Annotated in this window: 17 protein-coding genes and 1 pseudogene; 2 read left to right on the forward strand and 16 right to left on the reverse strand. The window is 73.3% G+C overall.

Translation table 11 applies throughout. From position 1 onward, the window contains the following. Positions 1–7 precede the first annotated feature (7 nt). The 7 genes and pseudogenes from recA to AB0873_RS01255 all read right to left on the reverse strand — a co-directional run bounded on the left by recA (position 8) and on the right by AB0873_RS01255 (position 7,596). Positions 8–2,152 carry a recombinase RecA gene (gene recA, locus AB0873_RS01225; protein WP_230689122.1) on the reverse strand — a complete coding sequence of 715 codons (2,145 nt, stop codon included), beginning with the start codon at positions 2,150–2,152 and terminating at the stop codon, positions 8–10. Further along, positions 2,126–2,344, reverse strand: a pseudogene (locus tag AB0873_RS01230) (hypothetical protein); the annotation flags it as partial. The pseudogene AB0873_RS01230 and the gene recA, both read right to left, overlap by 27 nt. A 184-nt stretch (positions 2,345–2,528) precedes the next feature. Then, positions 2,529–2,729: a DUF3046 domain-containing protein gene (locus tag AB0873_RS01235; protein ID WP_073832642.1), complete on the reverse strand. Its 201-nt coding sequence runs from the start codon at positions 2,727–2,729 to the stop codon at positions 2,529–2,531. A gap of 3 nt (positions 2,730–2,732) precedes the next feature. Further along, positions 2,733–4,154 (reverse strand): MFS transporter, encoded by a 1,422-nt coding sequence (locus tag AB0873_RS01240; RefSeq protein ID WP_366597913.1) that lies wholly within the window; start codon positions 4,152–4,154, stop codon positions 2,733–2,735. 95 nt (positions 4,155–4,249) lie between these two features. After that, positions 4,250–5,389 carry an acyl-CoA dehydrogenase family protein gene (locus tag AB0873_RS01245; RefSeq protein ID WP_366597914.1) on the reverse strand — a complete coding sequence of 380 codons (1,140 nt, stop codon included), beginning with the start codon at positions 5,387–5,389 and terminating at the stop codon, positions 4,250–4,252. A 60-nt stretch (positions 5,390–5,449) separates the two neighbouring features. Further along, positions 5,450–6,157, reverse strand: a complete 708-nt coding sequence (locus AB0873_RS01250) for a UdgX family uracil-DNA binding protein (protein ID WP_366597915.1) — start codon at positions 6,155–6,157, stop codon at positions 5,450–5,452. Between the two features lie 98 nt (positions 6,158–6,255). Continuing rightward, a complete protein-coding gene (locus AB0873_RS01255) occupies positions 6,256–7,596 on the reverse strand; it encodes an aminotransferase class I/II-fold pyridoxal phosphate-dependent enzyme (RefSeq protein WP_366597916.1) in 1,341 nt (446 codons plus the stop codon). 38 nt (positions 7,597–7,634) lie between these two features. Here AB0873_RS01255 and AB0873_RS01260 point away from each other — a divergent pair, with 38 nt between their 5' ends. Continuing rightward, on the forward strand, positions 7,635–8,879 hold the full coding sequence (locus tag AB0873_RS01260) for a bifunctional pyridoxamine 5'-phosphate oxidase family protein/GNAT family N-acetyltransferase (RefSeq protein ID WP_366597917.1): 1,245 nt from the start codon (positions 7,635–7,637) through the stop codon (positions 8,877–8,879). Next, entirely contained in the window at positions 8,876–9,544 is a 669-nt protein-coding gene (gene leuE / locus AB0873_RS01265; protein WP_366597918.1) for a leucine efflux protein LeuE, read from the forward strand. Before AB0873_RS01260 ends, leuE begins: the two co-directional genes overlap by 4 nt. Positions 9,545–9,557: 13 nt before the next feature. Here the strand turns inward: leuE and AB0873_RS01270 are convergent, their stop codons facing one another. The 9 genes from AB0873_RS01270 to AB0873_RS01310 all read right to left on the reverse strand — a co-directional run bounded on the left by AB0873_RS01270 (position 9,558) and on the right by AB0873_RS01310 (position 19,505). Then, positions 9,558–10,481, reverse strand: a complete 924-nt coding sequence (locus tag AB0873_RS01270; protein WP_366598051.1) for a sporulation protein — start codon at positions 10,479–10,481, stop codon at positions 9,558–9,560. 168 nt (positions 10,482–10,649) lie between these two features. Next, positions 10,650–11,714: a hemolysin family protein gene (locus tag AB0873_RS01275; RefSeq protein ID WP_366597919.1), complete on the reverse strand. Its 1,065-nt coding sequence runs from the start codon at positions 11,712–11,714 to the stop codon at positions 10,650–10,652. After that, entirely contained in the window at positions 11,711–13,069 is a 1,359-nt protein-coding gene (locus AB0873_RS01280; RefSeq protein WP_155333494.1) for a hemolysin family protein, read from the reverse strand. Before AB0873_RS01280 ends, AB0873_RS01275 begins: the two co-directional genes overlap by 4 nt. Before the next feature lie 406 nt (positions 13,070–13,475). After that, positions 13,476–13,817 (reverse strand): monovalent cation/H(+) antiporter subunit G, encoded by a 342-nt coding sequence (gene mnhG, locus AB0873_RS01285; protein ID WP_366597920.1) that lies wholly within the window; start codon positions 13,815–13,817, stop codon positions 13,476–13,478. Further along, positions 13,817–14,080: a monovalent cation/H+ antiporter complex subunit F gene (locus AB0873_RS01290; RefSeq protein WP_366597921.1), complete on the reverse strand. Its 264-nt coding sequence runs from the start codon at positions 14,078–14,080 to the stop codon at positions 13,817–13,819. Before AB0873_RS01290 ends, mnhG begins: the two co-directional genes overlap by 1 nt. Continuing rightward, positions 14,077–14,661, reverse strand: a complete 585-nt coding sequence (locus tag AB0873_RS01295; RefSeq protein ID WP_155333497.1) for a Na+/H+ antiporter subunit E — start codon at positions 14,659–14,661, stop codon at positions 14,077–14,079. Before AB0873_RS01295 ends, AB0873_RS01290 begins: the two co-directional genes overlap by 4 nt. Then, entirely contained in the window at positions 14,658–16,163 is a 1,506-nt protein-coding gene (locus AB0873_RS01300; protein WP_366597922.1) for a Na+/H+ antiporter subunit D, read from the reverse strand. The genes AB0873_RS01295 and AB0873_RS01300 overlap by 4 nt, the downstream gene beginning before the upstream one ends. Before the next feature lie 22 nt (positions 16,164–16,185). Further along, the gene (locus tag AB0873_RS01305; protein WP_366597923.1) at positions 16,186–16,671 is read right to left on the reverse strand and encodes a Na(+)/H(+) antiporter subunit C; all 486 of its coding nucleotides are present in this window, start codon (positions 16,669–16,671) and stop codon (positions 16,186–16,188) included. Then, complete coding sequence (locus tag AB0873_RS01310; RefSeq protein ID WP_366597924.1) at positions 16,668–19,505, reverse strand: Na+/H+ antiporter subunit A; 2,838 nt, start codon at positions 19,503–19,505, stop codon at positions 16,668–16,670. The genes AB0873_RS01305 and AB0873_RS01310 overlap by 4 nt, the downstream gene beginning before the upstream one ends. Between the last annotated feature and the right edge of the window lie 73 nt (positions 19,506–19,578).

Consider the following 19,578-nt stretch of genomic DNA (forward strand, 5'->3'; position numbering starts at 1 on the left):
GTCAGGATCAGAAGTCGACCGGCGGCAGCTCCGGGCCACCGGCGGCGTCGCCCGCACCGATCCCGACGCCGAGCTTCTCCAGGATCTTCTTCTCGATCTCGGCGGCCACGTCCGGGTTCTCCCGGAGGAACTCGCGGGCCTTCTCCTTGCCCTGGCCGAGCTGGTCCCCGTCGTACGTGTACCACGCGCCGGACTTGCGGATGATCGCCTGCTCGACGCCGACGTCGATCAGCGAGCCCTCGCGGGAGATGCCCTTGCCGTACATGATGTCGAACTCGGCCTGCTTGAACGGCGCGGCGACCTTGTTCTTCACGACCTTGACCCGGGTGCGGTTGCCGACCACGTCGGTGCCGTCCTTGAGGCTCTCGATGCGACGCACGTCGAGCCGGACCGAGGCGTAGAACTTGAGCGCCCGACCACCGGTGGTGGTCTCGGGACTTCCAAACATGACGCCGATCTTCTCGCGGAGCTGGTTGATGAAGATCGCCGTCGTGCCGGTGTTGTTGAGCACACCGGTCATCTTGCGCAGCGCCTGGCTCATCAGCCGGGCCTGGAGACCCACGTGGCTGTCGCCCATCTCGCCCTCGATCTCGGCGCGCGGCACCAGCGCGGCGACCGAGTCGATGACGATGATGTCGAGCGCGCCGGAGCGGACCAGCATGTCCGCGATCTCCAGCGCCTGCTCGCCGGTGTCCGGCTGGGAGACCAGCAGGGCGTCGGTGTCGACGCCGAGGGCCTTCGCGTACTCCGGGTCGAGCGCGTGCTCGGCGTCGACGAAGGCCGCGATGCCGCCGGCCCGCTGGGCGTTCGCCACCGCGTGGAGGGCGACGGTGGTGTTGTGTGAGAGCACCCCATTGGCGAGGAAGCTGTGGGTTCCCGGCAACATGACGTCGAAGGTCGGCTGAGCGCCAGCGTCGACGACCTCGACCACCTCCTCGTAGGTGTACCTGGAGGTCGCGAGATGCCGAAGGTGCGCCACGATGGCTCTCCCTGACGCCGACAGGCGCGCCTGCCGCCGTTCCCCCCACTCGACGATTTTCATCAGCCGGGTGCGGGAGCAGGCCAGACCGAAGTCCGTACGGAAGAGGTCGCCTGCGATTCGGTCGAACTCCCGATCACCCCCACAGTCGTCACGAAGATCCTGGATGAGTCCCTTGAGATGCGGGGCGTTCTCGAACTGGGCATCGCGCTTACTGACTTGGAAGCAGCGCTCAACCTGCGCGCGGCGCCGCGCGGAGCGGAACCCGACCTCCGCGAGGAACCGGTGCGCAACGGACGGGTTGACCGTGACGGTCCAGTAGTCGCGCTGGTACTTCTCGTTCCACTTGGCGGAGACGGTGTTCGGGATGTTGAGCCCGTAGAGCAGCAACTGAACCTCGCGGGCCAGTTGCTCGGAAGCGGTGCCGAGCCCGATCGTGGAACTCTCGTCGATCCACCCGTCGCCCTCGAACAGCGCCGACAAGAACGCGCGCTGCATCTTGTGGCCAGCGGTGCGCACCCGGTAAGGGACGCTCTTGCCGTGTGCCGTCACGTAGTCGAGGCCGTACTCCTCCGCAAGGCGCTTGCGGAACTCCCCGCCCGAGACGACGAACTCCTTGTTGTCGTAGTTGCGGACCTCGACACCGAACGTCTGCTCCATGAGGCGGCAGTACTCACCGCTCACCTCGGGATCCCAATTGGTGAACCGGACGCTGTGCTCGTAGCCGAGTGAGCCCTCGGCGACGAGATAGCCCAGGATCACGGCCTCGTCCTCGGAGAGGCCATCGCCGAGGGCCGCCTCCGAGGCACCGAAGGTGGCCGACACCAGGAAGTCGCCAGGACGGATGCTGCCGACGGTGCGCCAGGCGATGAATCCCCGCTCGGTGATCACCCGCAGCGGGTGGTTCTTTGTCGCGGTCACGGTGCGCCCGGAACGCAGCCCGAGCTTGATCACCCGCTTGCGGTTGTTGTGGGTCAGTGCCGCTACCGGTTCGAGCTCACCCCGCTCGTTGACCATCCGCACACCGAGGTCGCGGATGTCGGTGACCCGACTCGTGCAACTCACCGGCTGGCCACAGCGCGCGAAGAGTTCCTCGACGGTCTCGAGTCCGCGGTCCGTCCAGAGGTGCGTATCAGCGGTGAGGCACTTACCGCTGGACTCCGGGCCGTAGATCTCGACGACCCGGCCGCGGGGCAGGCCGCCCACGCCGAGCGCCACGTCGAGCGCGATGGAGCCGGTCGGGACCACCGCGGTCTGGATGACCGGGCGCTCGCCCAGCCGCATCACCGAGCCCTTGCCGAACTGCTTGTCGATCTGAGCGAGAGCAAGGTCGAGTGCCTTCTCCCGGTCTGGCGCTGCCGCCATCGTTGCCACCCCTGCCTTCGCCGGCGTCTTTGCTGAGCTTCGCGTCACGCGGACACGCTAGGCGCTGGGTCCGACAGAAAACCAGCGACGAGGCCGCGAGCTGTGGACGAGCACCCCGCTGTGGACAATAGCCGAACAGGTGTACGACCGGGCAAGCGACACGCGGACGCGGAGAAACGGCTGCTCAGCGTAGTCGGGCCGGCACCCGGTCGGGGTACGCGGCGACGACGGCCCGCCACACGACGTGCGTCTCCTCGCCCGCGGCGAGGGCCTGCTCGATCGTCCGCCCACCGAGTTGGGACAGCACCTGGTCGCTGGCGATGCTGGCCGCGTACCCCGGGCCGAACGCCTCCTCCAGTCGCGCCCAGAAGTCGGTCAGCCGCACGTGTCAATCCTCCTTGTCGGGTGCCCCCACGGACACCGGACGCAACGCTAGCGCCACCAGAGGCACCACCGCGATCGCCGCCAGCAGGGTGAGCACCGGATAACCCGCCGCCCGCATGACAAACCCGCTGACCGCGGCGGCCCCGGCGCCGGACAGCCCCATGACCAGGTCGGAGAACCCCTGCACGCTCGGGCGGACCGCCGCCGGCACCGACTCCGACAGCAGCGTGGAGCCGGCCACCATGGTGCCGGACCAGCCCAGCCCCAGCAGGACGAGGCCGACCGAGAGCCGGGGCGTGTGGTGCCCGGCGGTGCCGGCGACCGCGCACGCGGCGAGCAGCAGCCCGACGCCACCGAGGATGACCGCCCGTCGCCCGAGCCGATCGGTGAGCCAGCCCACCAGCGGGGACAGTGCGTACATGCCGGCGATGTGCAGGCTCAGCACGATGCCGACCACCCGGAGGACGTCGGCGTCCCCGTGCGACTCGCCGAGCCGTACCGGGGTCATCGACATCACCGCCACCATCACCACGTGACCGACCGCCACCGCGGCGATGCCGAGCCGGGCCGCCGGGAGCCCGCGTACCACCTGCCAGGCCGCCCGCATCCCGGCGCCGCGCCGGGCGGCCGGGGCCCCGACGGTGGCCGTGGCCGGCGGAGCGACCGGCGCGTCGGTGGCCGCGGGCGGCAGGGCGGCGGGGGCCTCGAGCGTGGCCGCGGGCGGCGAGGCGGCGGGGGCCTCGACGGCGCCGGGCGGCGGAGCGACCGGCGCGTCGGCCGCCGCCAGCCGGCGCGCGGTGAGCAGCGGGTCGGGCCGCAGCAGTGCGAGGAGTACGCCGGCGGCGAGCACGAACGCGGCGGCGCTGAAGGCGAACGGACCGGCCAGCGGCGGCAGCCCCCACCCGCTGGTGACCTCGTCGGCGAGCGCGGCGAAGTTCGGTGCGGACACGGCGCCGATCGTGGTGGCCCAGACGACGATCGAGAGCTGGCGACCCCGGCGGGCCGGGTCGGCCAGGTCCACGGCGGTGTACCGGGCCTGGAGGTTCGCGGCGGTGCCCCCGCCGAAGAACAGCATGCCGAGGAAGAGCAGCGGCACGGAGCGGGTGACCGTGGCGGCCACGACGAGCACCGCGCCGACCGCGCCGACCAGGTAGGCGACGACCAGCCCCGGCCGGCGGCCGTACCCGTTCATGATCCGCGTGACCGGGACCGCCAGCAGCGCACCGCCCACCACGGCGGCGCTCTGTGCCAGGCCGGCGACCGCGGTGCCGGCTACCCGGGCGGCGAGCAGCGCCCCGACCGCGATGCCGATGGTCACGCCGATGCCGCCGATGACCTGGGTGCCGAAGAGCAGGCGCAGGGTCCGCCGCTGGATCGGCGCGACGTCGGGCCGGACCGGCGCCGGCGCGGTCAGGTCGGTGGCCATCGGCGACTCCCGGAGACGTAAGGGGTAGACGGCGTGCCTATCCTTGCGCATCCGCCCCGGCCGACGGCATCAGGTCTGCGACTTCGACACCCGCCCTAAAGGCCGAGGCCGCGACCGATGATCTCCTTCATGATCTCGGTGGTGCCGCCGTAGATGGTCTGCACCCGGCCGTCCAGCCAGGCCTTCGCCACCGGGTACTCCAGCATGAAGCCGTACCCGCCGTGCAACTGGACGCAACGGTCGGCGACCTTGTTCTGCAGCTCGGTGGTCCACCACTTGGCCTTGGCCGCGTCGGTCACCGAGAGGCGCCCGGCGTTGAACTCGGTGACGCAGTGGTTGACGAACGTCCGCGCGATCGCCACCTCGGTGTCGAGCTCGGCCAGCAGGAAGCGGTTGTGCTGGAACTTCCCGATCGGCCGGCCGAACGCCTCCCGGCTGCGGGCGTAGTCCAGGGTGACGGCGAGCAGCTTCTCCGCGGCGGCCACGGCGACGACCGCGATGCTGAGGCGCTCCCGGGGCAGGTTCGCCATCAGGTGGTAGAAGCCGTGGTTCTCGGTGCCGATCAGGTTCTCCGCCGGCACCCGGCAGTCGTCGAAGAACAGCTCCGCCGTGTCGTTGGCCTTGAGGCCGACCTTGGCCAGCCGCCGCCCCCGGCTGAAGCCGGGCGTGCCGGTCTCCACGGCGATCAGGCTCACCCCGTGCGCGCCCTGGTCGGCGGTCCGGGCGACGACCAGCACCAGGTCGGCCATCTCACCGTTCGTGATGAACGTCTTCTGTCCGTTGAGGACCCAGCTGTCACCGTCGCGGACCGCGCTGGTGCGGACGCCGGCCAGGTCGGAACCGGCGCCGGGCTCGCTCATCGCGATCGCGGTGACGAGGTCGCCGGAGCAGAAGCCGGGCAGCCACCGCTTGCGCTGGTCGTCGGTGGTCAGCTCGGTGAGGTACGGCGCCACGACGTCGTTGTGCAGGCCGAACCCGAGCCCGGAACAGCCCGCGGCGACGATCTCCTCGACCAGCACCGCGTTGAACCGGAAGTCCTGCTGACCGCCACCGCCGTACTCCGGGTCGACGTCCATGCCGAGCAGCCCGGCCGACCCGGCCTTGCGCCACACCTCCCGGTCGACGATCCCCGCCGCCTCCCAGCGCTCGTGGTGCGGCACGGCCTCGCGGGTCAGGAACTCCCGGCACAGGTCGCGGAACTCGTCGTGGTCCCGCTCGTACAGATGCTGCTCCATGGCGGCAAGTGTGGCACCGCTCACCCGTCCTGCCCAGCGGGCCCCGGCACCGCCCGGGGATCAGGCGGCGAGGGCGCGGGCGGCGACGGTCAGGTCGGCGACCAGGCCCTCGTAGGCGACGTCCCGGTTGTCCGCGCGAAGCACCGCGGACGGGTGGATGGTGGCCAGGAGGCTGGCCCGCGGGGCGTCGGCCACCGTGCCGGCGCTGTCCACCGGCACCCGTCTGAAGTGCTCCGGGTACTGCGCGGCGTCCGGCCAGGGCAGCAGCTCCCCGCGCTGCTTCGTGACCCGGAACGCCGGACCGAGCAGCGCCTTGGCGGCGGTCGCCCCGAGGACCACCACGACGTCCGGGCTCAGCTTGGCGAACTCGGCGACCAGCCAGGGGCGGCAGGCGACGATGTGCACGCGGTCCGGGGTCTGGTGGATGCGCCGCTTGCCCCGTAGCTCGAACCGGAAGTGCTTGACGGCGTTCGTCAGGTAGATGTGCCCCGGGTCGAGCCCGGCGTCGTCGACCGCCTGTCGGAGCAGCCGACCGGCCGGGCCGACGAACGGCAGCCCCTTCTGGTCCTCCATGTCACCGGGCTGCTCGCCGACGAGGACGACCCGGGCACTCTCGTCGCCGCGACCGAAGACGGTCTGCGAGGCGTCCTGGTGGAGCTCGCAGCCCCGGCAGCCGGCGGCGGCGACCCGCAGGGCGTCGAGCGTGTCGGCCCTCGGCGGGATGAACAGCTGGGCACCGGGCGCGGTCTCGGTCTCGGTCTCGGCCATGACGACCGTTCTACCCCGTGTGGCCCCACTCACGCGGGCCCCGTCGGCCCGGCGCGTCGGGCGGGGTTTCCGACTCCATGCCGGCGGCATCGGGTCGATCACGCGGTGTAGACGCTCGGGGTGCCGGGGCGCAGGGCGCGGGCGACCGCGTCGGCGAGCGGCGCGAGGTCCGCCTCGTCGAGCGTGCTGACGGTCAGCCGGACGGCGGGGTCGGCACCGATCCGGTAGAGCGCACCGGGGGCCACCGCCCAGCCCGCGTCCCGCAGGGCGGTCACGGTGCTCGTCTCGTCGGCCACCGGCAGCCACACGTTGATCCCGGTGCGTCCCCGGGCCGCCACCCCGCGCGCCGCCAGCTCGGCGATCAGGCCGGCGCGGCGCCGCTCGTAGCTCTCGCCGGCGCGGGCCACCAGCGCGTCCACCGACGCGTCGGACCACAGGTCGAGGACCAGCCGTTGCAGGACGGTGGACACCCAGCCGGCGCCGGCGCGCATCCGCCCGGCGACCCGGGCCACCGTCGCCTCGTCGCCGGCCAGCACCGCGAGCCGCAGGTCCGGCCCGTACGGCTTGCTGACCGAACGGACGAAGGCCCAGCTCGGGGTCGCGCCGGCGAGCGGGTGCAGCGGGACGGGGGCCAGCTCGGCGGCGTGGTCGTCCTCGATCAGCAACAGGTCGGACCGGCCGGCGAGCAGCGCCCGCAGCCGCCCGGCCCGTTCGGCGGAGACCGCGGCGCCGGTCGGGTTCTGCGCGCGGCTCGTGACGACCAGCGCCCGGGCGCCGAGGGTCAGTGCGGCGGCGACGCCCGCCTCGGTGGGCCCGTCGTCGTCGACCGGCACGCCGATCGGCCGCAGCCCCAGCGCGGCGACCAAATCGAGCAGGTTGGCCCAGCCAGGGTCCTCCACCGCCACCGCGTCGCCGGGGCGGAGGTGGGCACCGAGCAGGCGCTCGATCCCGTCCAGCGCACCGCCGGTGACGGTGATCTCGGTGACCGGCACGCCGTCCGCTGCGAGCCGCTCCCGGGCCGCGTCGGCGAGCGCGGGCAGCACCGCGCTGCTCGCGTACCCGGAGGGTGGGCCCAGGTGCGTGGCGAGCGCGGCCAGGTGCGGGCCGAGCGGCGGCAGCAGCCGGGGGTCGGGCTGGCCGAGCGCGAGGTCGCGGACCCCGGGCGCGGGCGGCGGCAGCAGGGTCGAGCGGCCACCGGCCACCGGCGGGCGGGGCCGGACGCGCGTGCCGTGCCGGCCGGCGGTGACGATCAGGCCCCGCTGGCGGAGCTCCTGGTAGGCCCGCGCGACGGTGGCCGGGCTGACCGCCAGCTCGGCGGCGAGCGCCCGGACGGCGGGCAGGGCGGCCCCGGCGGCGAGGACTCCGGAACGGATGCCGGATTCGACGCTGGCCGAAATCGCGGCCGACGTCTTCCCGGCGATCTGGTAACGTGCTGACACAGTCCAGGAATTGTACTAGCACGAAGGCTGGATGTCACATGTACGCTGCCACCCCCCGCAGCACCGCGACCCGCTCCCGGGACCTGATGAGCTACGACCCGGAGGCCGCCCACGCCGTGCTGGACGAGGCGTACGACTGCGCGCTCGCGTTCACCGTCGACGGGGAGCCGCGGGTGCTGCCGACTCTCCACGTCCGCGTCGGAGACACGCTCTACCTGCACGGTTCGACCGGCAGCCGGCCGCTGCTCGCGGCGCGGGGCGAGGGCCTCCCGGTGTGTGTGGCGGTGACGCTGCTCGACGGGCTGGTCTACGGCCGCTCCCAGTTCCACCACAGCGCCAACTACCGGTCGGTGGTCGCGCACGGCACCGCCCACCTGGTCACCGACGCCGACGAGAAGGCCCGCGTGCTGACCGCGCTGGTCGAGAAGGTGGGGCGGGGCCGCAGCACCGAGAGCCGTCCACCGACCCGGCGCGAGCTTGCCGAAACCGCCGTCCTGGCGCTGCCGCTGCGCGAGGTGTCGGTCCGGTCCCGCACCGGCGGGGTCCGTGACGAGCCGGCCGACCTCGACCTGCCGCACTGGGCCGGGGTGGTGCCGCTGCGGCTGACCGCCGGGGTTCCCGAGCCGGACGCCGGGGTGACCGCACCCGTGCCGGCGTACCTGCGGGCCGCCCGCTCGCCCTGGCACGAGCCGGTGTCGATGCGGGGGCAGCACGTGGTGCTGGAGCCCCTCGACCTCATCCACGCCGGGGAGTTGTTCGCCGCGACCGCCGACCCGGAGGTCTGGCGGCATCTCGGCGGGTACCAACCGGCCGACGCCGGTGAGATGGCGGCCGTCGTCCGGGCCTACCTCGCCGCACGGCAGCACGGCGAGCGGGTGCCGTGGGTGCAGCGCTGCGCGGCCACGGGTGCGGTGATCGGCACCACGTCCTACTACGAGGTCGACCCGGAGCGGCGATCGGTCGCCATCGGGTACACCTGGCTCGGCCGACCGTGGTGGCGCACCGGCGTCAACACCGAGGCGAAGCTGCTGCTGCTGACCCGCGCCTTCGAGGACCTGGGCGCCGTCCGGGTGGTGTGGCACACCGACATCCGCAACGAGCGTTCGCAGCGGGCCATCGAGCGTCTCGGCGCGACGCGGGAGGCCGTGCTGCGGATGCACAAGCAGCGTGCCGACGGCTCCTGGCGGGACACGGTGCAGTACGCGATGACCGTCGATCAGTGGCCAACCGCACAGGTCAGGCTGCGGGAAAGGCTTCGCCCGGCGGTGCCCGCGGCGTCATGATGTCCGGCGTGCTGGGGATCACCGACATCTGGACGTACGTGCTGGGCACCGTGGCGATCGTTCTGCTGCCCGGCCCCAACTCGCTCTTCGTGCTCTCCACCGCGGCGCGGCGGGGCGTGGGGGCGGGTTACCGGGCGGCGACCGGTGTCTTCGTGGGTGACGGGGTGCTGATGTTCCTCTCCGCCGCCGGCGTGGCGTCGCTGCTGAAGGCGTACCCGCCGCTCTTTTTGGTGATCAAGTACGCGGGCGCGGCCTACCTGGGCTACGTCGGGTTGACGATGCTGCGCGGGGCCTGGCGGCGCTGGCGTACGCGCAACGACCCGCACGCCCCACGGCTCATCGACGCGGCCGACCCGGCGGCGATGCGCAGCCCGTTCCGCAAGGCTCTCGTGATCAGCCTGCTCAACCCGAAGGCGATCCTGTTCTTCGTCTCGTTCTTCATCCAGTTCGTCGACCCGGCGTACGCGTGGCCGGCGTTGTCGTTCCTGCTGCTCGGGTTGATCGCGCAGGTCACCAGCGCGCTCTACCTCACCGCGCTGATCTTCGCGGGCACGTTCCTGGCCGTCCAGTTCCGTCGCCGGCGCCGCCTCGCCGCGGGTGCGACCACCGGCGTCGGCGCCCTCTTCCTGGGTTTCAGCGTCAAGCTCGCCACCGCCAGCGGCTGACCCACCCGGGCGGTCACGTGCCGTCGCCGCCCCCGCCGCCGATGCCGCCGCCGCCGGCCGTGCCGCCGAGACCGAAACCGGGATGGATGGGCTCGTCGGGCGGGCGGCTGACGTGGGCGGATTCGGTGATGTTCGCGGACCAGTCGGCGTGCGCCGCCACGGCGGCATGCCGGTTGATCGCCACGCGCAGCCACCCGTCAACGGTCGACACCCAGTCGCGCTGGTCGGCGCCGGCGTGCCAGATCCGGAAGCGGCTGATGCTCTGGTGGGTGATCCCGGCCAGGGCCAGCCTCCGGTCGCACCAGAGCAGCACCTCCAGGCCGGCCGAGTTCGTCACGAAGATCACCTCCAGTTCGGTGATCGGTCCGGCGTACAGCGGTGCGACCCAGTAGCCCAGCCGCTGGTGCAGCGGGAGGGCCTGCTCGACGCCGGGGAGCCGGCTGTCGACCAGCCCGGCCTGGCGCATCCGGAACCCGAGCGTGTCCAGGGCCCCCAGGATGTGCGCCTGCGCGGGCAGCGGGTGCACGAAGACCGGCACCATCGCGCCCTGGTCGAGTTGCGGCTCGATCGCCACCTCGGTCCGCAGACCCATCCGCATGCTGAGGATCGGCACCCCGCCGAAGATCGTCACCGGGGTTTCCCACGGCATCGGGAACGCGAAGGGGATGCTCCGGGCCCGCCCGGCGCGCAGCGCGAAGGCGTCGGCCACCTGCGCCTGGTGGAACTGCACGAGGCGGCGGGGGCCCTCCGGGTCCTCCGGCTCGGCGGTGGCGACCAGGCCGAGCCGGACGTGCAGCACCGGCACGTCGGTGGAGCCGGCGCTGACGAGCACCCGCCCCGGCAGTGGCAGCCCGGGTCGGGTGCTCGGGTTGGCCAGCGCGGTCCGGACGGTCAGCCCCGTCCAGCCCGACTCCGGCGACACCCCCGTCAGCCGCAACGCCACTCCCCCGATCCCGGCGTCGACGTGCCGGGCGGACACCCGGCACCCGCGGCCGGGTCCGGAAGCGGCCGCGGGGCCGGCGGCGCGGACGCCGGCCGACCCCGCTTACCCCTCCGGGCCGGTTTCACAAGTGTCGGCCAGCGCCTGCGGAACCGGCCCCGGGTCTCACCGCAACCGTCGTCCGCGCGGCACCGGGTCGGTCTCGTCGTCGAACTCGCCGATGACCTCCTCGAGCAGGTCCTCCAGCGCGACGAAGCCGATCGGGCGGGCCGGCCCGCCGCCGTTGCGGACGAGCGCCAGCTGCGACTGCCGTGCCCGCATCGCCGCCACCGCCTCGGTCACCGAAGCGGACGCGGGCAGGGTGAAGGCGGCGGTCATCAACTGACCGGCGGTGGCCTCCGGGCGGGCCGCCGTGGCGCGTACCGCCTCGCGGACGTGCACCAGGCCGCAGACGTCCCCGGCCTCGTCCAGCACGGCCAGGCGCGAGCGGCCGCTGTCCCGGCTGACCTGCTCGATCCGGTTGGCGTCGTCGCCGCGGCGGACGGTGACCATCCGGTCGAACGGCTCCATGATCTGGGCCACCGTGGTGCCCTGCAGCTCCAGCATGCTGGTCAGCAGCTCGTGTTGCTCGGCGCCGAGGAGGCCGTGCTCACGGGACTGCTCGAGCAGGATGCGCAGCTCGTCCGGGCCGTGCACCTGGGCGAGCTGATCCTGCGGGTTGACCTTGACCAGCCGGAGGATGCCGTTGGCGACGGCGTTCAGGGCCGACAGCACCGGCCGGGCGACCCAGGCGAAGGCCCGGAACGGCAGCGCCAGGAGCGTCGCCGACCGCTCGGCGTCGGTGATGGCCCATGACTTCGGCGCCATCTCGCCGACCACCAGGTGCAGGAACGTCACCAGGCTGAGCGCGAAGATCAACGCGATGGCGTGGCTGGCCGCGTCGGGCAGGCCCACGGCGTGCAGCAGCGGGCTGAGCAGGTGTTCGATCGCCGGTTCGGCGAGCGCACCGAGGCCCAGGGTGCACAGGGTGATGCCCAGCTGCGCGCCGGCGAGCATGAGCGACAGCTCCCGTACACCGTCGAGGGCGGCCCTCGCGGCGCGGCTGCCGCCGACGGCGGCCTGCTCCAGGCGGTACCGCTTGCTCGCCACCAGGGCGAACTCGGCGGCCACGAAGAACCCGTTCAGCGCGAGCAGGACCACCGAGGTGAAGAGGGCGACGCCGGGGCTCATGCGGTCACCTCCTGGCGGCCGCCCGGCTCCAGCAGGCGGAGCCGGACCGAGTCGGCGACGTGCCGGTCGACGGCGAGCACCTCGACCAGGGCCCGCGTGCCGACGGCGGTTTCGTCGCCGTCCATGGGCAGGGTGACCTCCAGTCGGTCGCCGACCTCGGGCACCCGGCCCAACTCGCGCATGACCAGGCCGGAGAGGGTGTCGTACTCGGGGGCCTCGGGCAGCGAGATGCCGGTGCTGTCGGCGACCTCGTCGATGCGCCAGCGGGCGGGGACCACCCACGAGCCGTCGTCCTGCCGGGTCGGCGTCCGCTCCGGCGGGTCGTCCTCGTCGCGGATCGGGCCGACCAGTTCCTCGGCGATGTCCTCCAGCGTGATCACGCCGGCGAAGCCGCCGTACTCGTCGACCACGCAGGCGAGCTGCCGGTGCCCGGACCGGAGCCGGTCCAGCACCGTCGGCAGCGGCAGGGTCTCCGGCACCAGCAGCGGGGGTACGGCCACCGCGCTCACCGGGGTGGTGGCGCGGCGCTCCAGCGGTACGCCGAGCACGTCGGCGATGCCGATGACGCCGACCACGTCGTCGACGCCCTCGGCGCCCCGGACGGGGAACCGGGAGCGGCCGGTGTCCAGCAGCTCCACGACCCGGCTGACCGGCTCGTGGGCGCGGACGGTGTGCACGTCGACCCGGGGCACCATGGCCTCGCCCGCGGTGAGCTGCCGGAAGTCCAGCCCGCGGTCGAGCAGGGTGGACATCTCGGCGGTCAGGCGCCCCTCCTCGCGGGACTCGGCGATGATCTGTTCCAGGTCCTCCGGGGTTGCGCCGCTGGGCAGCTCCTCGATGGGCTCGATGCCGACCCGGCGGAGCAGCCGCACGGCGGAGCGGTCGAAGAGCTTGATCAACGGCCCGGCGATCTTCATGTACATGAGGGTGGAGCCGGCGAGCGCCCGCGCGAGCGGCTCGGCACGGGCGATGGCGAGGTTCTTCGGGGCCAGCTCGCCGAGCACCATCTGCACGACGGTGGCGATGAGCAGGGCCAGCGCCACGGACAGCGGCAGGCTCACCGCCTCCGAGACCCCGGCCACGCCGAGCAGGTCGGCCAGGCCCGCGCCCAGGTACGGCTCGGCGACGTAACCGACCAGCAGCGCGGTGACGGTGATGCCCAGCTGGGCGCCGGAGAGCATGAAGGAGAGCCGGCCGGTCACCTCGAGGGCCCGGGCGGCGGCCTTGTCGCCGCTGTCGGCACGCTGCTTGAGCCTGCCGCGGTCCACGGCGACGTAACCGAACTCCTGCGCCACGAAATAGCCCGTGGCCGCGGTGAGGACGATGATGAGGAGAAGACCGACGACGATCAGCACGGGTGGCTCAGGGCTCCCGTACGGGTCGGGGTCAGGGAATGCCGGGCGCGACCCGGCTGGCTACTGCTGCCCTCCTGGGCAGAAGAGTCGATCATGCCATCCATTTTATCGGCAATCCGCTGTGCGTTCGCTGACAGTGCGGTGGAAGGCTCCCCACCCCGCGCGCGGACCCTTCCACCGACGCGGTCAGCTCTAGGTGATCTTCACGTCGTCGACGGCCGCTTCGACGAGGCTGGCGCCGCTGGCGTCCGCCGCGTCGATGACGATGCGCACCGTCTGTCCCTGGAGGGCCGAGATGTCCGCGCTGCCGGTATGCCCCGGCGGCCGCCGGGGACCGTACGGCCGGCAAGACGCAAGCCGTCGGATTCGCCACCCAGCCGCAATTGCGACGCGCCGGACGACGGCGTCAGTGCGGGGCCCGTCCGTCCTGGTCGTCGCTCTCGACCCGACCCCGGTCCAGGCGGCGGGTGCGGTAGGCCGCCCGGCCGATCATCTGGGCCGCCACCGGGGCGGTGGCGAGCTGGAAGAGCCCGACCAGCGCGATCATCCCCAGGTCGGACGGGGACCGCAGGCGCAACGCCACCCCGGTGAGGAGAAGCAGCACCCCGAGCGTCTGCGGCTTGGTGGCGGCGTGCATCCGGTCCAGCACGTCGGGGAAGCGCAGCACCCCGATCCCGGCGGCCAGGCTGAGCAGGGCGCCGGCCACCAGCAGAACGGCGGCGAGCCAGTCGGCGACGGTCCCCACCATCAGCGATCCTCCCGGACGGCGAAGCGGACCAGCGACACCGAGCCGACGAAGCCCAGCAGCGACAGCACCACCAGCACCGGCAGCGTCATGGCGTGCCGGTTCACCGCCGCCTCGGCGCCGACCGCGCCGACCATCGTCGCCAGCAGCATGTCCACCGCCACCACCCGGTCCAGCAGGGACGGTCCCCGGTAGAGCCGGACCAGCGCCAGCAGCGCGGTGACCGAGAACAGGACGGTCAGGACGACGGCGAGGACGACGATCATCGGGTACCCCTCTCGACGGGACGGTCCAGCCGGCGCACCTCGGCGGCGGAGCCGAGGGCCCGCACGATCCGCCGCTCGACGACGCGCACGCGCTCCTTGTTCTCGGCGAGTTCCCGCCGACCGTGGGTGTCCAGCACGTGGACGTGGAGCACACCGGCCTCCCGGTCCACGTCGAGGACCAGGGTGCCGGGCACCAGCGACACCACCTCCGCGGTCAGGGCCAGGTTCAGGTCGCTCGGCACACGCAGCCGTACCGTGACGATGGCGCTGTGCGGGCGGTGGCCGGGCAGCACCGCCAGCGCGCCCACCCGGAGACTGGCGGTCACCAGGTCACCCAACGTCCGGAGCACCAGCGCCAGCAGCGGGCCGGGGCGGACCCGCCCGCCGAACGTGACCGGCGGCAACGGGAAGAACACCAGCACCACGCCGGCCACCAGCAGCCCACCGAGCAGGTTGCCCCAGGAGAAGTCGCCCCACAGCAGGTTCCAGACCAGCACCAGCCAGCCGTACGCGATCAACTGGTCCCGCCACCGCTTCGCGCGACCGCGCGGCGGGTCCGGCGTACCGTGCCGGGCGGTCACGGCGGGCCCTCCGGGAACACGGCCCGCACGTACGGCGTGCGCGCGAGCAGGTCGGTGGCGGCGTCCACGGTGACCGCGAAGAGCGGGCCGGCGCCCACGGTCAGCGTCAGACCGAGCGCGACGAGGGCGACGGTCGCCCCGAGCATCAGCGCCGGCAGGCGCCCCGGCGGCTCGGCGGTAGCCAGCCGCGGCGCCCGCCAGAAGGCGATGTTCCACACCCGCGACGCCACGTAGAGGGTCAGCAGGCTGGTCACCGCCCCGGCGGCGACCAGCGCGCCGGGTAGGACACGGCCGGTCGCCACTCCCGCCTGGAAGAGTCCGAGCTTGCCCAGGAACCCGGAGAACGGCGGAATGCCGGCCAGGTTCATCGCGGAGACGAAGAAGAGCACCGCGACCAGCGGCGCGACCCGCGACAGCCCACCGATCCGGCGCAGGTCGGTGCTGCCGGCCCGCACCTCGACGAGCCCTGCGACGAGGAACAGGGTGGTCTGGATGGTGATGTGGTGCACCACGTAGAAGATCGCGCCGGAGAGCCCGGCGACGGTACTCAGCGCCACTCCGAAGATCATGAAGCCGATGTGGCTGACCAGGGTGAACGAGAAGAGCCGCTTCATGTCGGACTGGGCGACCGCGCCGAGGATGCCGACCAGCATCGTCGCCCCGGCCACCAGCATCAGCAGGACGGCCACCCGACCGCCGGGGAAGAGCAGCGTCTCGGTCCGGATGATCGCGTACACGCCGACCTTGGTGAGCAGGCCGGCGAAGACGGCGGTGACCGGGGCCGGGGCGGTCGGGTAGCTGTCCGGCAGCCAGGCCGACAGCGGGAAGACCGCCGCCTTGACGCCGAACGCCAGCAGCAACAGCAGCTGGAGGCTCAGCCGTACGCCGTCGGGCAGCGCGTCCAGGCGCGACGCGAGCTGGGCCATGTTGACCGTGCCGGTGGCCGCGTACACGAGGCCGAGGGCGGTCAGGAAGATCAACGACGTCAAGATGTTGACCACCACGTACGTGGAGCCGGTGCGGATCCGCGTCTCCGTGCCGCCGAGCGTGATCAGCACGAAGCTCGCGGCGAGGAGGATCTCGAAGCCGACGAAGAGGTTGAACAGGTCACCGGCGAGGAACGCGTTGGTCACGCCGGCCGTCAGCACCAGGTAGGTCGGGTGGAAGATGGCGACCGGCGCCTTCTCGCCGGCCTCCCCCTGGCCCTGCCCGATCGAGTAGAGCAGCACGCACAGCGTCACCGCGGCGGAGACCACCAGCATCAGCGCGGCCAACTGGTCGGCGATCAGCACGATCCCCACCGGGGCCGGCCACCCGCCGACCTGCACCACCGACGGCCCCTCCCGGTACGCGTGCACGAGCAGCACCAGCGCCACCGCCAGCGTGGCGGCGAGGCAGGTGACGCTGACCGCCCGCTGCACGCGGGGCCAACCGGCCACCAGCAGGGCCAGCGCGGCGCCGAGCAGCGGCACCACCACCGGCAGCGCCACCAGGCGGCTCACCGCACCCTCCCGGCGTACCCGGTCATCGGTGGCCGTCCGCGTCGCCGGCCCGCCGGCGGTGTGCCGGCCCCGGGTCCACCTGCTCCGGGTCCGAGTCCGGGCCCTCGCCGCCCAGGTCGGCGGTGGCCGCCTCGTTGCGCTCGGCCTGCCGCACGATCTGCCGGTCCTCGATGTCGTCGGGAACCTCGTCGTCCCCGGTGAGGTACCAGCTGCGGTAGCTGACGGCCAGCAGGAACGCGGTCAGGCCGAAGGTGATGACGATGGCGGTCAGCACCATGGCCTGCGGCAGCGCGTCGCTCATCGCGCCGGTCGGTGCGGTGCCGACCAGGGGCGCGGCCCCGGGCCGGCCGCCGAGCAGGATGAGCAGGTTGACGCCGTTGCCGAGCAGGATGACCCCGAGCAGGATCCGGGTCAGGCTGCGTTCCAGCAGCAGCGTCACCCCGCAGGCGACGAGCACGCCGACGGCGAGGACGAGCGCCAGCGGGGGCCCCGCGTCGGCCGGTGTCACGTCCTCTCCCCGGTGCGGTCCACGGCCAGGCCACCGTCGGCGCGTCCGGCCGCCTCGATGTGCCGGTCCACCTCCGCACCGAAACTGCGCAGGATGTCCAGCGCCAGCCCCACCACCACGAGGTAGACGCCGACGTCGAAGAAGATCGAGGTGACCACGTAAAGATCGCCGACTAGTGGCAGCGACAGGTCGATCTTCGTGCTGGTCAGCACCGGCGCGCCGGTGAGCAGGGCGACCACGCCGGTGCCCACCGAGACGGCGAGCCCGACGCCGAGCACCGTGCCGGCACCGACCGGCGCGGCCTCGGCCAGCTCGTACCGCCCGCCCGCGAGATAACGCACCACGAGGGCCAGGCCCGCCACCAGACCGCCGGCGAAGCCGCCGCCCGGCGCGTTGTGCCCGGAGACGAGCAGGAACAGCGAGAAGAGCACCACGGTGTGGAAGAGCAGCCGGGTGACCACCTCCAGCACGATCACGCGACGCCGCTCGGTGAGGGTGGGTCCACCGCGCAGCCACACCGGCCGTTCCGGCCGTCCGGGGCGCCTCGCCGCCTCCGGGCGCCGGGGCCGGGGGCCGGTGCGGGATCGCTGGAAGACCAGGCTGGCCACTCCGGTCGCGGCCACGACCAGCACCGCGAGTTCGCCCATCGTGTCCCAGGCGCGGATGTCCACCAGGGTCACGTTGACCACGTTCCGCCCGTAGCCCTCGGCCACCGCCAGGCCGGGGAAGGCGTCGGAGATGGTGGGGGCGGTCCGGGCACCTCCGGCGGCCAGGGCGAGACCGGCCGCCACCAGGCCGACGGCCAGGCCGATCGCGCGGCGTACCCAGCGGCTCCGCCGCAGCGGCCGGGCCGAGAACCGTTGCGGCAGCCGGCGCAGCACCAGCACGAAGATCGCGATGGTGGCGGTCTCGACGAGGAACTGGGTCAGCGCCAGGTCCGGTGCCCCGTACAGCACGAAGAGCAGTGCGCTGCCGTAGCCGGTCACGCCCACCAGCAGCATCGCGGTGAGCCGCCGCCGCGCGCCCACCGCGAGCACCGCCGCGACGGCGATCACCGTCACCACGACCACCTGCAGCGGGTTGTCCCACCAGGTGATCGGTTCCTGCCACGGGCGGGCCGTCAGCAGCGCCCCGCCCGGTACGAGGACGAGCGCGACCAGGATGGTGCCGAGGTACTGCGGCAGCGACCCGCGCTGGGTGACGGCCGTGACCTCGACCGCGAGCCGGTCGAACCGGCGGGTGATCCACTCGTACCCCTGGTTGCCGCTGACCGGCACGTGCAGCCGCGCCAGCACCGGGGCGAGGGGACCGCGCAACGCGAACAGCGCCGCGCCGCCGGCCACGGCGACCGCGGAGAGACCCAGTGCCGGGCTGAGGCCGTGCCACAGCGCCAGGTCCTTGGCCACCGGGCCGAACATCCCCGCGTACGGGCGCAGCACGTGGTCGAGCACGCCGGCGGCGGGACCGGCGACCAACCCCGCCCCGGCGAGCAGGGCGGGCGGGGCGAGCAGTGGCACGCCGATCCGGCCGATGTCGGTGGGCGCGACCCCGGGCCGGCCGCCGAAGGCGCCCCACACGAACCGGGCGCTGTACGCGACGGTCAGCGCGGTGCCGGCGACCAGCGCGGCGAGCACCACCGGGCGGTCGAGGAACGCGGCGAGCACCGCCTCCTTCGCCACGAACCCGACCAGCGGCGGCAGGCCGGCCATCGACGCCGCGGCGAGCACCGCGACGGCGGTCAGCAACGGTTCCCGGCGTCCGAGGCCGGACAGTTCACGCAGGTCCCGGGTGCCGGCGCCGTGGTCGACGATGCCCACCACGAGGAAGAGCGCCGCCTTGAACAGGGCGTGCGCGAGCAGCATCGCCGTGCCGGCCAGCGCGGCGTCCGGCGTGCCCGCGCCGACCACCACGACGAGCAGGCCGAGCTGGCTCACCGTCCCGTACGCCAGCAGCAGCTTCAGGTCGGTCTGCCGCAGCGCCGCCCAGCCGCCGACGACCATGGTGGCCAGGCCGGCGAGCGTGACCACCGGGCGCCACGGCCCGGCCGTGGCCAGCACCGGCGCGAGCAGCCCGATCAGGTAGACGCCCGCCTTCACCATCGCGGCGGCGTGCAGGTACGCGCTGACCGGCGTCGGCGCGGCCATCGCCACCGGCAGCCAGGACGTGAAGGGCAGCACGGCCGACTTGGCCAGCGCCCCGACCAGGACCAGCGACACCGCCGTCGCCAGGTACGCCCCGCCCGGCAGCGCCGCGGTGGCCAGCTCCGACCAGCGGTAGGTCCCGGTGCGGGTGCCGAGCATGACGAACCCCACCAGCATGGCCAGGCCGCCGAGCGTGGTGACGGTCAGCGCCTGGGCTGCCGCCCAGCGGCTGGAGCGGCGCTCGGTGCTGTGCCCGATCAGCAGGTACGAGAAGATCGTCGTCAGTTCCCAGCAGACGTAGAGCAGCAGCAGGTCGTCGGCGAGGACCAGGCCGAGCATCGCGCCGGCGAAGGCCACCAGGACGGCCACGAAGCGGGCCAGCCCGAGTGCGCCCGGTGCGAAGTACCGGCCGCTGTAGACCAGCACCAACGCCCCGACGCCGCCGACGAGCAGGGTCATCAGCCAGGACAGGGTGGTCACCCGCAGCGCCACCTCGATCCCGAGCTGGCGGATCCACGGGTACGTCTCGACGACCGCTGCCCCGTCGGCGACCGCCGGCGTACGGGCCAGCGCCCAGCCGAAGGCGGCTGCCGGAGCGAGGGCGAGGAGGTAGCACGCGCGCGGCCCCCACCACCGGACGAGCGGCGCCGCGGCGAGCGCCGCCACGAGGTGGAGGATCAGCAGTACGAGCACCCGCACTCCCCGTCGAGGTGGCGGCGGCACGCCGGGCCGCACCGCGCGGGCCGCCCGGGTCGGGCGGCGTCAG

Origin of the sequence: Micromonospora sp. NPDC047707, assembly GCF_040704235.1 — a bacterium.
GTDB lineage: Bacteria > Actinomycetota > Actinomycetes > Mycobacteriales > Micromonosporaceae > Micromonospora.

Coding starts and splice junctions, on each gene's coding strand:
- AB0873_RS01260 (WP_366597917.1), top strand. CDS start 7,635: ATGTACGCTGCCACCCCCCGCAGCACCGCGACCCGCTCCCGGGACCTG.
- AB0873_RS01275 (WP_366597919.1), bottom strand. CDS start 11,714: ATGAGCCCCGGCGTCGCCCTCTTCACCTCGGTGGTCCTGCTCGCGCTG.
- leuE (WP_366597918.1), top strand. CDS start 8,876: ATGATGTCCGGCGTGCTGGGGATCACCGACATCTGGACGTACGTGCTG.
- AB0873_RS01250 (WP_366597915.1), bottom strand. CDS start 6,157: ATGGCCGAGACCGAGACCGAGACCGCGCCCGGTGCCCAGCTGTTCATC.
- AB0873_RS01245 (WP_366597914.1), bottom strand. CDS start 5,389: ATGGAGCAGCATCTGTACGAGCGGGACCACGACGAGTTCCGCGACCTG.
- AB0873_RS01240 (WP_366597913.1), bottom strand. CDS start 4,154: ATGGCCACCGACCTGACCGCGCCGGCGCCGGTCCGGCCCGACGTCGCG.
- mnhG (WP_366597920.1), bottom strand. CDS start 13,817: ATGGTGGGGACCGTCGCCGACTGGCTCGCCGCCGTTCTGCTGGTGGCC.
- AB0873_RS01290 (WP_366597921.1), bottom strand. CDS start 14,080: ATGATCGTCGTCCTCGCCGTCGTCCTGACCGTCCTGTTCTCGGTCACC.